General features: G+C 39.7%; 16 protein-coding genes and 1 riboswitch. All 16 genes read right to left on the bottom strand.

The window, feature by feature from the left end; translation table 11 throughout:
• Window positions 1-166 precede the first annotated feature (166 nt).
• Window positions 167-1,378 (bottom strand): GerMN domain-containing protein, encoded by a 1,212-nt coding sequence (locus BM390_RS02855; protein WP_089852852.1) that lies wholly within the window; start codon window positions 1,376-1,378, stop codon window positions 167-169.
• Between the two features lie 5 nt (window positions 1,379-1,383).
• Entirely contained in the window at window positions 1,384-1,905 is a 522-nt protein-coding gene (locus tag BM390_RS02850; protein ID WP_062319271.1) for a sigma-70 family RNA polymerase sigma factor, read from the bottom strand.
• Window positions 1,906-1,974: 69 nt separating this feature from the next.
• Entirely contained in the window at window positions 1,975-2,484 is a 510-nt protein-coding gene (locus tag BM390_RS02845; protein WP_062319437.1) for an ECF transporter S component, read from the bottom strand.
• Between the two features lie 5 nt (window positions 2,485-2,489).
• Entirely contained in the window at window positions 2,490-2,870 is a 381-nt protein-coding gene (locus BM390_RS02840) for a DUF4430 domain-containing protein (protein ID WP_062319269.1), read from the bottom strand.
• A 76-nt stretch (window positions 2,871-2,946) separates the two neighbouring features.
• A riboswitch (cobalamin riboswitch) is annotated at window positions 2,947-3,113 on the bottom strand.
• Complete coding sequence (locus BM390_RS02835; RefSeq protein ID WP_062319267.1) at window positions 3,110-4,705, bottom strand: sensor histidine kinase; 1,596 nt, start codon at window positions 4,703-4,705, stop codon at window positions 3,110-3,112. Its footprint overlaps the riboswitch before it by 4 nt.
• A complete protein-coding gene (locus tag BM390_RS02830) occupies window positions 4,705-5,421 on the bottom strand; it encodes a response regulator transcription factor (protein WP_089852850.1) in 717 nt (238 codons plus the stop codon). Before BM390_RS02830 ends, BM390_RS02835 begins: the two co-directional genes overlap by 1 nt.
• Window positions 5,422-5,538: 117 nt before the next feature.
• Entirely contained in the window at window positions 5,539-6,279 is a 741-nt protein-coding gene (locus BM390_RS02825) for a pseudouridine synthase (RefSeq protein WP_062319265.1), read from the bottom strand.
• Window positions 6,280-6,436: 157 nt separating this feature from the next.
• A complete protein-coding gene (locus BM390_RS15790; RefSeq protein WP_089852849.1) occupies window positions 6,437-6,955 on the bottom strand; it encodes a hypothetical protein in 519 nt (172 codons plus the stop codon).
• Window positions 6,952-7,521 carry a hypothetical protein gene (locus BM390_RS02815; RefSeq protein WP_062319261.1) on the bottom strand — a complete coding sequence of 190 codons (570 nt, stop codon included), beginning with the start codon at window positions 7,519-7,521 and terminating at the stop codon, window positions 6,952-6,954. The genes BM390_RS15790 and BM390_RS02815 overlap by 4 nt, the downstream gene beginning before the upstream one ends.
• Window positions 7,512-8,348 (bottom strand): D-alanyl-D-alanine carboxypeptidase family protein, encoded by an 837-nt coding sequence (locus tag BM390_RS02810; protein ID WP_062319259.1) that lies wholly within the window; start codon window positions 8,346-8,348, stop codon window positions 7,512-7,514. The genes BM390_RS02815 and BM390_RS02810 overlap by 10 nt, the downstream gene beginning before the upstream one ends.
• A 61-nt stretch (window positions 8,349-8,409) precedes the next feature.
• On the bottom strand, window positions 8,410-8,994 hold the full coding sequence (gene scpB / locus BM390_RS02805) for an SMC-Scp complex subunit ScpB (RefSeq protein WP_062319257.1): 585 nt from the start codon (window positions 8,992-8,994) through the stop codon (window positions 8,410-8,412).
• On the bottom strand, window positions 8,987-9,733 hold the full coding sequence (locus BM390_RS02800) for a segregation/condensation protein A (RefSeq protein ID WP_307725278.1): 747 nt from the start codon (window positions 9,731-9,733) through the stop codon (window positions 8,987-8,989). The genes scpB and BM390_RS02800 overlap by 8 nt, the downstream gene beginning before the upstream one ends.
• Before the next feature lie 150 nt (window positions 9,734-9,883).
• A complete protein-coding gene (locus BM390_RS02795; protein ID WP_062319255.1) occupies window positions 9,884-10,231 on the bottom strand; it encodes a GNAT family N-acetyltransferase in 348 nt (115 codons plus the stop codon).
• A gap of 56 nt (window positions 10,232-10,287) precedes the next feature.
• The gene (locus BM390_RS02790) at window positions 10,288-10,725 is read right to left on the bottom strand and encodes a peptidylprolyl isomerase (RefSeq protein ID WP_062319253.1); all 438 of its coding nucleotides are present in this window, start codon (window positions 10,723-10,725) and stop codon (window positions 10,288-10,290) included.
• 14 nt (window positions 10,726-10,739) lie between these two features.
• Window positions 10,740-12,035, bottom strand: coding sequence for a diaminopimelate decarboxylase (gene lysA / locus BM390_RS02785; RefSeq protein WP_082394360.1), 1,296 nt, complete (start codon window positions 12,033-12,035; stop codon window positions 10,740-10,742).
• Between the two features lie 109 nt (window positions 12,036-12,144).
• Complete coding sequence (locus BM390_RS02780; protein WP_089852848.1) at window positions 12,145-13,584, bottom strand: spore germination protein; 1,440 nt, start codon at window positions 13,582-13,584, stop codon at window positions 12,145-12,147.
• Window positions 13,585-13,592: the final 8 nt, after the last annotated feature.

Here is a 13,592-nt window from a genome sequence, read left to right as displayed (position 1 = left end):
ATATTTAGAAAGAAAAAGGTGCTAGTGAGTAATTTTAGTGAGCAATCTCTATCTCACTTAAAATCCCTTCACCAACACCAAATATTATACAACCTAAAAAGCGTACACCGAAGTGGTGTACGCTTTTTATTATGATTTAATTTAGTTTGTTAAGAGACGCCAGCAGCTATTGAATTATTTTCACTGGATTAATCGCCACTGGAAGCGGTAAAGGTTCACCGAGTGAATATGGACCTACTTGATGACTATCTAAACCTTTAATCGAGATAGAGACATGACCAAAATCAAAACTTTTGGCTGTCATAAGAATCGCTTCAATCATATCGATTGTTTCAGGATTGTCACCAAATAACTTATGTTCATCAAAAGTCAAGCGTATTTCTCCATCATTTGACAAATCAAGGGTATACGTCACCCCTTCAGGGATGGCAGGTTCAATATTGAATTCCGGTATAGGTTCTTGCATATCAACGAGTGCTTCATCTATGGTAATAAATGTTTCACCATTTAATGTTGCTTCAATTGGTATCATAAATTTATGGCCAGAGGACGTGTACACATATTTATAACTCAATTTCTCTACATCCTTAAAATCAATCCGGTTAATTTCTCCAAAGGGTCCTAACTCAATGGGCTGTCCACCGGTATTTTCAATGAATACCGTTTCATAAGTATCTTGGAACATGTAGCGTAACGTTTGTTCAAAGACCGTAGCTTGAGTAGAACTTCCAATGTCAGATGCTTCGGCATCGATTGATAAAGTTATGGCCTGATTCTCTTGCGAGAATGTCCCGAAATTAAATGTTTCTGCCGTTAAACCGAGTTGATTAAAATCAAACGATGATAATTGTTCGTTATAAAATGTGAGCGGTTCAGCTTGTTGGTCAATAATAGTTAATGGCACAGGATACATAACAGAAGCATCCATCGCCACAACCGGAATTTTCGATTGTTCGTTTACAGTATCACTTGGCAAAATTACGTGGTGCCCAAGAACATTTGAGAAGTCACTTGTTTGATACGTCGTTGAGTTAAACAACATCATGTCGTCTCGAAGTAGTTGGCTTTCAGGCGCATCTTCACTGGCTGTGTCGGTTATACGTCCTTCTTGTGCCGTTTCTAGCGCTAAATCATTAACAGCTTGTTCTGTTTGAGAAGGAAGCAAATGATCTTTTAATACAAAAAAGACAAGGGCCAAGACAAAAACGGTCGCAAGTGCTGGAAAAGTGACCATCCACTTCTTTGATTTTCTTTGTTGCTCGGGCGTCAAACTACTACTCACTTTTTGATATAACACTTGTTTCGATTGTTTTGAACGTACGTGAGGAAAATCACTTAACTGATTTATGATTCTGCGTTCGTCATCTCTTGTCGTCAAATCCCTCACCTCTCTTCAGTATTCATCAGTAATTGTTGTAATTTTTTAATGGCACGGTGCTGCGTTGTCTTCACCTTACTTTCTGTCCATTCTAAAATACGCGCCGTATCATGAATAGACATCGATTGAATGTAACGTAAAATGATGACGTTTTTTTGATCGAGTGTCAATAAATCCAATTGTTGATAGAGCCTTTTATGCTCTTCACTGAGAATCAGCAACTCTTCAGGAAGCGGGTCATTCGCTTCAATTTGTTGCCAATCATCCCCTTTATTAAACAAACCGAACCATTTATTTTTTTCGCGTTGTTGTTTTCTAAAATGATCCATAACTGTATGTCTCGCAATCGAGAATAACCATGTCTTTTCACTACTCTCCCCACGAAACTGTTTATGTGCTTTTAACACTTTAATAAATGTCTCTTGAATGAGGTCTTCAGCTACTTGATGATTCTTCACTAAATAAAAGATGTATTGATACACATCGTTATGATATGTGTCATATAAATAATCAAATGTGGTCTTCATATAGTGAGACCCCCTGTTTCCCTAAATTAGTCGTTATATTATTAAAAACGTTACATATGCTATGTAAGTTTATTTTTTTCGTTGATTAACTCGATCAAATTCACGGGCAAAGAGCTGTGAGAATGGTCGATAAAGTAAGATAATAAATAACACATTACTTAATGCATGGTAAAAATCAAAAGGTAGCCCCAATAAGTAATAACCGAGAAACTTACCTGAGACAATATAGTTAATGACGGCAAAAAAGAAGCCGAATAAAAAGCCACTAAAAAAAGCGAGGACGGTTAAATAGACGAGGACACGTCGTTTAATTATTTTACCGAGTAAGCCTGCGATGACACCGATGAGAGACCAGGCAAGAATCTGCCATAGTGTCCAAATCCCCATGCCAAGCGCAAGGTTAGTTAAATATGTTGTTAAAAAAGCGAGTAAAAAACCTGAAAAAGGACCAAGAAAGAAAGCCGATAAGATAATAATAGCCGTGACAGGTTGGACATTAGGTATATGTTGCAAAAAGAAACGACCAACGGTCGCCATCGCTGCTAAAACAGCGATGAGCGTTAGTCGATACGTCGACATGTTCATTAGCCTTCGTACTCATGTAAATCAAAATGAATGTCATCACCGTCACTAAGTTCGACGTCACCTGCACCGACTTCACTTGGTGCACCGTTCACATCAAACAACCAAAATGCCGAAGACGTTTGCGCATGACCCTCGATGGATTGAATAAAACCATCAGCCGTTTTTTCGATGTCATACTCGTCCGTTAACACTTCAAGTAAGTTCGCACCATCATTGACTGTGAGTGTCTCATCTACTAAACGTTCTGCATCATTGTCAAGACTAATAATGATGTCGACATCAATGGGATCGGTCACTTCTGAAGAAGCCCCTTCTCCATCATTGGCACAACCTGTCAACATGACTAATACAACTAAGAAACTAAACAACCATTTTTTCATCTATAATTCCTCCATTTTTTGGAGGATTAAACGCCTAGAGTTCTTCTAGGTTAAACGCTCAATCCTCGAAGCATTGTCTATAATTAAATAAAGGGTAGGTCTACTGACTTATAGCTTGCTACTAAGAACCCTTCCCGCGTTTATCGCAGTGGTTATGTTCCGTTCGATACTACTTACAGTTGCGAGGACAGTATTGGACTTTCACCAATTTCCCTGTTATACACCCATTTATGAATTTTTTATTCCGTAACAATCGGCAAAGTAATCGTAAATGTTGTTCCTTTTCCAATCGTACTTTTGACACTGATTGACCCACCATGTGCTTCTACAATTTCTTTAGCAATCGCAAGACCTAGCCCGGTCCCTGTTTTATTGCGTGTGCGTGAGCGGTCGGCTTTATAAAAGCGTTCAAATACAAACGGTAAGTTATCAGCTTCCATACCGACTCCAGTATCTGACACGGCAAAACTCACCTCTTCTGCCACCTTGTTTACACCGAGTGTAATCGACCCGTTTTCGGTATACCGTAAAGCGTTGTCTATCAAGTTTGTAAACACTTGTTCCATTCGATCATAATCAAAGTTTAACGCTTCAACCGATGGATCGATTTCGCTAAAGATGTGTACCGCTTTATTAGCAGCCTTATGTGAGAATTTCCCTATTAAGCGATCCACAAAATCTTTAACGGGATACATGTCTTTATTCAACTCAATATGACCTGATTTAATTTTAGCTAAATCCAACAAATCATTCACTAAACGCCCCATTCGTTCTGACTCATCTAAAATAACTTGCGCTAACGCTTGTTGGTCTTCTTTCGTTTCAGTAATGCCATCAACAATCGCTTCACTATAGCCTTGTAATAAAGAAATGGGCGTTCTTAACTCATGTGAAACATTCGCTACAAATAACTCACGAAGCTCATTAAGTTGAACTTCTTCCGTTATATCACGCGAAATAATAACAACTCCTACGACCTGATCTATTTTCATCAAAGGTGAAAACAGCAAAAAATAATGGCGCCCGTGAACGAGAACTTCTTTTGTCATCACAGAAGACTTATCGATCACTTTCTCAATCATGTCAACCCATTCCGCTGGGATTTCGTGATGTTGTTGGGCCGAGTCATCATTAAATAACCTCACCATACGCTCGGCTTGTTTATTTGATACGAGCGTGGTTTTATCGACGTTTATCGCTAATACACCGTCACTCATCGCATTAAGAACATAATCAAAAATCTGATTGCGTTGTGCTAATTGAGCTAAATGTTGATCAAGTTGTCTCGCCATCCGGTTAAAACTTAAAGCAAACTCATCAGTTATCGGTGCACGACTATTGACTCGCTGAGAGAAGTCGTAATTAGCATAGGCTAAAGCTTGCTTGCGAAACGGTTGGAGTGATTTTTTAATCCGTACAACATTGTACCAGTGAATGATTATCACGACAAGGTAAAAAAATGTCAAAACCATTAACAAGGTGTGACGTAAAACCCCTACCTCCTGAGTAATGACCGTACTTTGTTTCATCGCCAGCAGTCGATCTGATTCAACGTATAGCCACGTCTCATCAGCATAATCTAGCGTTGTCGCTGTTGAAAAATTCAGCTGTTCAAACATCGTTGATGACGGATTGATAACGGTGACATCATGCGGAAGAAGCAGCGATGTGTCTACAGCAACTTCTGATTGAGCAAATGCTGCTAATTCATTTAGATGGCGTTTAGTCACCAGTGGCGTGACAATAGGTTTAAACCATACAGCTACCGCGATCAACACCATCAACATAGCGGTAAGCCCTATCAAAGCTGTTCTTGACAGCCCTCGCTTAATCATTAGTGATCATCCACTTCGAATTTATACCCGACACCCCAAACCGTTACAATCATTTGTGACGCTTCTTTTGATATCTTGCTTAATTTTTCTCTTAAGCGTTTAACATGGGTATCAACTGTACGTAGATCACCAAAAAACTCATATTTCCACACTTCTTTTAGCAGGTGTTCTCGGTCATAAACACGTTCCTCATGACTCGCTAAAAAGTACAATAATTCGTATTCTTTAGGCGTGAGCGTTAACTCTTGTCCTTTTACCGTCACTTTATGGGCATCATGGTCTATTCGCATATGTTCAAATTCAAGAATGTTTTTTGTCGTCGTCTCTGTCATCGCCACATCAACATCTGGTGAGCGTCTAAGCATCGCTTTGACTCTTAGCACTACTTCTCTTGGGCTAAATGGCTTAACAACATAATCATCTGCCCCTGCTTCAAATCCCTCAATACGATGATTTTCTTCACCTTTTGCCGTTAACATAATGACAGGTGTAGACTTTTCTTTTCTGAGTGCCTTACACATCTCAATGCCATCCATTTCAGGTAACATAAGATCAAGAATGATCAAAGCATAATCATTTTCTAAAGCCAATGTTAAACCATCTTTTCCATTAGCTGCTTCTGCTGTCGCAAACCCTTCCCGACCCAAATACATCGTGATTAATTTGCGAATGCGGTCTTCATCTTCAATGACGAGTATGGTTTGTTGTGTGTCCATCTCACTACCCCTTTCTTACGTCTCCCAATCCCTCTTTTATTATCCTTTTTTTTCTTTATGAATATAAAAGTATCTAAATAAGTTAAACTTAGGCCTGTATATTAATCAGGCCGATGTTTATTTATGTTGGTCAAGTGCATGCGCACGCAGTTGTTTTACTTCGTGTGGCGACAGTTCTCTATAGTCACCAGAGGTCATCCCGCGTAAGTCAAGGAAGCCATAACGTTCACGTTTTAACTTCATCACTTGATAATTTAACGCTTCAAACATACGTCTGACTTGTCTGTTTTTACCTTCGTGTAACGTCACTTCAATGATGGATTGTTGTTTTTCTTTGTTGATTGAGATAATATTTGCACTCACGGCTTTTAATACATCACCTTCTGATTTAATACCGCGCTTAAATTGTTGTAATTCAGATTTCGTTGGTACCCCTTTTATCTTCGCGACGTATACTTTATCCATCTCATAACTTGGGTGCATCATTAACTGGGCCAATTCCCCGTCGTTTGTCAGCAATAATAAACCAGATGTATCATAATCTAAGCGACCGACCGGATAGACCCGTTGTTCAACAAATGGCAATAAATCCGTCACTACTTTTCTTCCTTTATCATCGGTGACGGCTGAAATAACCCCGCGCGGCTTATAAAGTAAATAATACACGCGTGTTTCTTTTGTTAACTGGACACCGTCAACTTCTACACGATCACTTGGTGTCACTTTCACACCTAACGTCGTCACCGTTTCACCATTGACTTTAACACGACCTTCTTCAATCATTGCTTCTGCTTTTCTTCTTGATGTGACGCCACTGTGTGCAATCACCTTCTGTAACCGTTCTTTATGTTGTTCCATGTTTTCACCCTTCATCTTACATGCATTTTTTTAATATTTATCATTCGGACGTACTGAGTTTCATCTAACTTGTATCAAATAGCACCGAGTCATCAATGAAACCGTCAAATCTTATTATGTTCTATTCTCTCAAATTATTGACTGATTCACAACTGTTTCATAAGGAGAAAAACCATTTTGCTATAAATACCGCCGTCATTATACCAATAAAGTCAGCCATTAGTCCAACCTTTAATGCTGTTTTCACATGTTTAATCCCGACTGCACCGAAATACACCGTCACAATGTATAGCGTTGTATCGGTGGCTCCTTGCATGACTGATGCGATTAAACCAAGAGAAGAATCTGGCCCGAAACGCGAAAAAATATCTTCTGTAATCGCAAGCGAAGCTGAACCAGATAGAGGCTTGATTAATAATAATGGCCATAACTCACCTGAGATTTGTTCGTGAGTAATGGTATTAAGCCCGGTTTTTATCCAACCAAACACGTCAGAGTAAAGCAATAATTTGACCGAAAAAATAAGCGCTAATAAGCGCGGAAATAGTTGTTTCATTAAGGTGATGGCCTCATTTATCCCTTCAACAAATAAGTCAATCGCAGGCAGTTTTTTATAGATGGCCCGACAAACAATGATGAAAACTAGACCAGGTAAAATATAACGAGCGATCGTCATTGCTTCACCCACTTATGGCGCGCGTTAAAAGTCACGCGCAATAAAATAATAGCACTAACGGTCGTAATAAAACTTGTGATTAACACTGGTAAAATAATCACACTCGCTTCACGTGAGTCAAAGGCGAGCCGCAACGCAATTAAGTTTGTAGGATAGAGCGCTAAACCGGAGGTATTTAAAATAACAAGCGTCGTCATTGCTTGATTATTCCCTTTTAGTAACTGCATAGCTTTTAGGCCAAATGGCGTTGCCGCATTACCTAATCCGAGCATATTAAAACAAATATTGCTGGCGATATAGCTAAAAGCTTGACTGTTTTGATCCACCGATGAAAATAGCCACATAAGAGGACGCTTCATGAGTCGAGTCAATAATTGTATAAGATCGCCGGCTTCGGCAATCTTCATAAAACCTAACCAAAACATCATCAACACAAGTAAATGCGCACTAAGCATCGCGGTATCTTTTGCGCTCTCAATCATAAGCATCGTTAATACATCGGTCTGTTGTGTGAATAAAAGCGAACTGATTCCTAACAAAATAAAGACAAGCCAAATCATGGACATAGGCTGACACCTAAGTACGGGAAAACGTCTGGTTCTTTAGGGATCGTTACTTGTCTCATCAATGATTGATGGTCTGCCCAATCATTCGGTGCATTTAACGTGACAACAATTACAGGGTGTTGATCTTTACGAAACACGGTCATTAACGTACGACCAGCTAGTGTTGTATAACCGGTTTTACCGAGAATGGTTTGCGCATATTGGTACTTGACCAGTTTGTGCTTATGCAACCACGGATACGTACTCACCTTCGATTGATAGACTCTTTCACTCGTAATATTAATGAAATCAGGAAACGTGAGGGCATGACGCGTTAAAACCGCTAAGTCATAAGCACTTGAGACGTGATTTTCTTCATCTAAACCGTGAGGGTTTTTAAAAGTAGATTGGTGTAACCCTAACATGCGTGCTTTCTGATTCATTAAGAAAACAAAACCTGCTTCACTTCCACCAATCATTTCAGCAATCGCCATACTCGCATCATTTCCACTGCGCAACATGAGCGCATAGAGTAATTCTTCCAACGTGACATGTTGACCTACTTTTAAATAGACACTAGACCCTGTCATCTCACTAGCCGCTTGACTAACCGTGGTTGTATCAGATAATTGTCCATATTCTAAAGCAACCACAGCGGTCATGATCTTAGTTAAACTCGCCACGCGACTCGCTTCATACGCTTGCTTTTCATACAGCACATCACCCGTTAAACCATTCAACACGACCGCTTTCTCAAATGAAAAAGCCTGAACCGGTGTCATACTCGCCGTATAAATAATGATGCTCAGTATGAGTAATACTAGACCACGTTGCCGTATTTTTTCCAATCAGCTTCACCTCTTTTTGACTACTTAATTAAACATATGTCAATAAAGAGGGCATCATAACCTATTCGTTAGAATCACTGCCTGGGTCAGTAAAAAATAAATCTAACTCATCACTAAAATCTAAATCATCTAACTGATCCGTCAAAGCGGGTAATTCTTCAATCGATTTCAAGCCGAAATACGTCAAAAAATCGAGCGTCGTTTTATATAAGTGCGGACGACCAATCGTTTCTTTTTTTCCCGCTTCTTCAATAAGCCCTCGAGACAATAACGTCTGAACCGGCCGGTCGCTTTTAACTCCCCGAACTTCTTCAATTTCTAATCGAGTAATCGGTTGATTGTAAGCGATAATAGCCAAAGTCTCAAGACTTGCTTGTGATAATTTGTTATGTTTGTTACTCGCCACAAGCGACTGTAAGTAGTCCGCATGGTCTTTTTTAGTCGTTAAATAATAGGCGTTTTCTGCTTCGATTAACTGAATCCCTCGACTTTCATCTTGGTACGCTGTTTGAAGTTTCTTTAACATACTCACCGCTTTGTCTTCGTCTATTTCTAGAATTGTTTTGACTTGCCTCACACTTAAGCCATCAGACCCTGAGACAAACAGTAAACTTTCTATAATACCGGTTAATTGTTGCTCATTCATCAGCTTGCCTCCATCGAAATAGTAATAGTTCATCAAACGTTGTGTGTTGCACACAATAAATTTCCTTTTCTTTCATTAATTCAAGCATAGCCATAAAGGTAACAACCATGTGACTTTTAGATGGGTAAGGAAATAAATCATCAAAGGGTACACCATTCGGTGCCTGGTCAACGACATCAAGCACTTGTTCCATTCTTTTTCTAATCGGGACATCCATCTTCTCAATCGTTCGCGTCATAGGTCGCGTCCACTTTTTGCGGTCAAAGACTTTTTGCATCGCCTTCAACATATCATAGATGGACCCTTTTTGTTCGATAACCGTATCTTGCTCTTTTACCTCAACCTTTAGCGGCGGTCGCGTATAACTTTCTTTATGCTCTGTTTGACGTTCTTCTAAATCACTTGCCACTTCTTTATATTTACGGTATTCCATTAACCGTTCAATTAACGCTTCTTTTGGGTCTTCCCCTTCGTCATAATCACCTTCATCTTCGAGTGTCGGGTTAGGTAATAACATCGCACTTTTAATTTGAAGTAATGTTGCCGCCATCACTAAGTATTCGCTGGCAATATTTAATTCTAACTCTTGCATCGTATGAATATACGTCATATATTGCCGGGTCACTTCACTTACCGGTAACTCATAGACGTCAATCTCTAGTTTGTTGATGAGATGCAGCAACAAATCCAGTGGTCCTTCGAATAAATCTGTTTCCACTTTATACACGTGCCTCATCATGTCACCTCACCTTCTATCCATGTTAGTCTTCACTCTTACTTACCGCTATGTCTTTTATTTTTTATGTATGTCATTTTTACATTGATTGATGCGTTACATATAAAGGTAAACAGTAAAATACCACAGTCAATTCTGTGGTATTTTACACGTCTATTTACATTTACTTAAAAAGTCATCTGTTAGTTCGTTACCAACAACTTCATACGACTCATAGCGCTGACACAAAGCTTGTACCATTTGTTGGCCAATGCCATTATCGCGATGCGAAGGGTTTACACTCACATGTTGGATCATGATTTGTTTTTGATCATCGTCAACATGTACACCAATGGCCCCAATCATATCTTCAGCTTCTTTCCAAAGAAAGAGTACCTCATCCTGATTCTCACTATAGTTTTTAATCGTTTCTTGAAGTTTTTTAACATCCTTCTCTTCAGGCGTAAACGATAATAATCCCATAGCGATTTTTTCCATTGTTTTTTTAAACCGTATTAACATAATAACTCCTTACTAGACCTAAAGGTCTTTAACGTCTGAGTGGACGATTCATTCAATTAAACTTCCGCTACGACAACTTTCTCCATAACGTCTCCTTGTTTAATGCGTAAAACAACATCCATGCCTTCTTTGACTTGACCAAAGACTGTGTGTACCCCGTCTAAATGTGGTTGTGGTTCATGTACTAAGAAGAACTGGCTACCCCCTGTATCTTTCCCAGCATGTGCCATTGATAATGAACCAGCGACGTGTTTATGTGGGTTACCTGCTGTTTCACATTTAATTGTGTAACCAGGACCACCCATGCCAGTTCCTGTTGGGTCGCCACCTTGCGCGACAAATCCCGGAATGACGCGGTGGAAAACAACGCCGTCATAAAACCCTTTATTAGCAAGCGTTTCAAAGTTTTCAACTGTCTTTGGCGCTGCCTCTTCAAATAAATCGATGATGATTTTTTCACCATTTTCAAACGTAATTGTTGCTTGTTTAGCCATGTACATTTCCTCCATTATTCATATGATAAATCATTTTGTGTCACATCTGCATACGTTTCTCGTTTCACTACCAACTTAGCTTCACCGTCTTCAACAAAAACAACCGCTGGCTTGGTAAAGCGATTATAATGACTAGCCATCGAGTATCCGTACGCACCTGTACTAAATACTGCTAGTATATCACCTGGTGTTACTTCTGGCAATAAAGTATCATAAATCAACATATCACCAGATTCACAGCATTTACCTGCGATTGAACATGGATACGTTTTAGGTGCATGGGCTTTGTTAGCAATAATTGCGTCATATTTAGCTTGATAGAGAGCTGGTCTGATATTATCCGTCATACCCCCGTCAACAGCGACATAATTTCTTACATTAGGAATTTCTTTTTTAGAACCGACTTCATATAATGTAATCGCAGTATCACCTACGATCGCACGACCAGGTTCAATCCAAATTTCTGGTAGGGATAACCCATGCGCATGAGCTTCCTTCGTTACTTCGTCAACAAGTGCACTGACATAGTCATCAAGTGGTAATGGCTCATCTTCATCCGTATAACGAATACCGAAACCCCCACCTAAATTAAGAACCGTTGCTTCAAAACCATCTTGTACATGCCACGCGACTAAGACTTCATATAAGCGTTTAACCGCCATAATAAATCCATCTGTTTCAAATATTTGTGACCCAATATGGCAATGCAACCCTTTTAAATGTAATCGATCGATTTGTTTAATTTGATCGTACGCTTGTTTCGCTTGATTTTTTAAATCAAACCCAAATTTTGAATCTTCATTCCCTGTCAAGATATAATCGTGAGTATGAGCCTCAATACCAGGCGTCACCCTTAGTAACACATCCATTGTTCCATCATAGTCAACAAGCAATTCTTTTAATAGCGCAATATCGTGAAAGTTATCAATAACAATACAACCAATGCGTTGCTCCAAAGCCATCTTTAATTCCTCGCGACTTTTGTTGTTACCGTGAAGATGAACCTTTTCCATAGGAAAACCAGCTTTCATCGCGGTATAAAGCTCACCTTGTGATACGACATCTAAACTTAACCCTTCTTGCTTTGCCACTTGTAACATGGCTACTGAACTAAAGGCCTTACTCGCATAAGCGACTTGTGCTTTTACGCCTAATGACTTAAAACCGTCAACAAAAGCTTTAGCATTCTTCCGAATTTTCTCAACATTATAAACAAATAAAGGCGTTTGAAACGTTTGTGCGAGTTCAACCACGTCACGTCCTGCAAACACCATATGTCCTTTTTCGTTCACCTCTACTAACTCACTCACCCATCTGCCTCCTCTAGTCGAAACAGTTGACGACGTTCTCGTCAAACTTTCTTAGAATAGCATTAATTTATCATATCTAGGGCGACTAATCAATCAAAAGCGACAGGTGTTATGTTTTCTTACGTTTCTTTACTGGCTTCAGTCGAGCTTCTTGACTGGACTTACTTGTTCTAAACACAAGTTGTTTAAACATCGGCCAATCAAACGGTATAACCGGCCATAAGTAAGGCACGTGAAACGTTTTTGTCGTCACCAGGAATAAGAATAAGAACGTGACACCACCGATAAACCCCCATAATCCAAATAGGGCAGTCACACTTAAAAGCATGAGTCGCACCACCTTATTCGCAATACTTAACTCATAACTTGGTGTCAGATAAGAACCAATCGAAGCGATCGAAATATAGAGAATGACTTCTGGTACGAATAAACCAACATCGATAGCAATCTGACCAATTAAAACGGCCGCAATGAGCCCCATCGCTGTTGTTAAGGGTGTCGGCGTATGAATGGCTGCCATACGTAGGAATTCTATCCCCATATCTGCTAGAAACAGCTGGATAAACAAACTGAGCGTGGCCTCTTCTTTCGGTCCAACAAAACTAAGTATGTCAGGTGTCAGTTCAGGGTATTCGCTAAATAAATACCAAATCGGGACTAAAAACAACGATAAAAACACCCCGACAAAACGGATCCAACGAATAAATGTCCCGATAAATGGGGATTGTCGATATTCTTCCGCGTGTTGTAAATGATGAAAATACGTTGTTGGCGCAATCATCACACTTGGTGACGTATCTACAATCACGAGTAGATGTCCCTCAAACAAGTGGGCGGCACACACATCCGGTCGTTCTGAATACCTGACTAACGGAAAAGGATTATACCCTTGTTTAACTAAATAGGTTTCTAGTGTTTTATCAGCCATCGGCAACGCATCAATCTGAATCATATCCAGTTCTTTTTTGACTAAGTCGACGAGGTCTTGGTCACATAATCCTTCAATATAGGATAGACAAATATCCGTTTGTGATCGCTTACCAACTTTAATGATTTCATGACGCAAATGAGGGTCGCGTACCCGCCTTCTAATAAGCGCCGTATTTTCTATAATATTTTCGGTAAAGCCATCACGTGAGCCTCTTACGACACGTTCTGTATCGGGTTCTTCTGAGTTTCTCCCAGGGTACTGTCTGACATCAATCAATAAAAAGCGGGTGTCACAGTCAACAACTAAACAAATCAAACCGGACAAGACATCGGTCATGGCGACCGTAAAATCTTTCTCTTCCCGCACTTGTTGGTGCGTTAAACGGTCAAATAAAACCGTAAAGACATTAAGTCCTCGAGTTTCTTGTTGATACTGCATATTTCCAAGCAAACGAATAATTTGTTCTGTATCAGCTAAACCATTGACAAAATATAAGTCGACTTCAACCCCCTGCAAATGAAACCGTCTGATGCCTAAGTCGAACGATTGTCCTAGCCCCATTTCACGGGTCATTTTCTTTTTGATTAGATCGCAACGCCCTACTACTTTCTCATCCATCTATTTCC

Source organism: Halolactibacillus miurensis, from assembly GCF_900116255.1.
In the GTDB taxonomy this organism is placed as follows: domain Bacteria; phylum Bacillota; class Bacilli; order Bacillales; family Amphibacillaceae; genus Halolactibacillus; species Halolactibacillus miurensis.
The sequence above is the reverse complement of the archived record's forward strand: the minus strand, read 5'-3'. Positions and strand labels throughout refer to the sequence as shown.